The following is an 898-nucleotide window of genomic DNA, read 5'->3' on the forward strand; positions in this document are numbered from 1 at the left end:
CGCGGCACGGCGTCGGGCCCCATCAGCGGCGGCGACCCGCCACTACCGCGACGGCGAGGAGCGCGGCTGCCGCGCCGGAGACCAGCAGCGGAACCCGACCGTCACCACCCCAGGCCAGCCCCGCCCACAACCCCGCCACCAATACCGCGGCCCCTGTCAGCCCCTGGAACATGCCCTGCGCCCGGCCCTGCTGGCCGGCGCCCACCAGCCGGGACACCCACGCCTTGCCGACCCCGTCAGTGCAGGCCGCGAACCCACCGTAGATCACCAGCAGCGGCCAGACCCAGACCGCCGACCCGGCCACGCCCAACCCCACGTAGCCGACCGCGAAACAGCCCAGCCCGACCCCGTAGATCCGCCGCGGGCCGAGCCGGTCCGCCAAAGCACCCGCCGGATAGGACCCCACCGCGTAAGTGGCGTTATAGACGACATAGGCGACGATCACCCAGCCGACCGACAGGCCGAGCGCCTTCACCCGCAGCAGCAGCAACGCGTCCGGGAAGTTCACCACGCTGAACGCGGTCAGTACACCGACAACCCGCCAGTAGCGACTCGGCAGCCGGCCGACCACCGCCACCGCACCCGGCACCCGCCGGTCCGACGCCGCGGTCCCCGAACGCGGGCGTTCCCGGACCGCGGCGACCAGCAGCACCGATCCCACCGCCGGTATGACCGCGATGACCAGCAGCGGGCGGATGTGATGGTGAAGCAGTTCGTAGCCGGCCAACCCCAGCAGCGGACCGACGACCGCGCCGGCGGTGTCCATCGACCGGTGGAACCCGAACGCCCGCCCCCGCGCCGCCGCCGGCACACCGTCGACCAGCAGCGCGTCCCGCGGCGCGCCCCGCACCCCCTTGCCGAGGCGGTCCACGCACCGGCCGGCCAGCACCACCGGCCA

The 898-nt window shown here is 74.3% G+C and carries 1 protein-coding gene; it reads right to left on the reverse strand.

Annotated features, from left to right (window positions below):
• Window positions 1-22: 22 nt before the first annotated feature.
• Window positions 23-898, reverse strand: an 876-nt coding sequence (locus tag U9980_RS27270) for an MFS transporter (RefSeq protein ID WP_322770554.1), incomplete at its 5' end; no start/stop codon positions are given.

Source organism: Protofrankia sp. Cr1 (assembly GCF_963555865.1).
Lineage (GTDB): Bacteria > Actinomycetota > Actinomycetes > Frankiales > Frankiaceae > Protofrankia.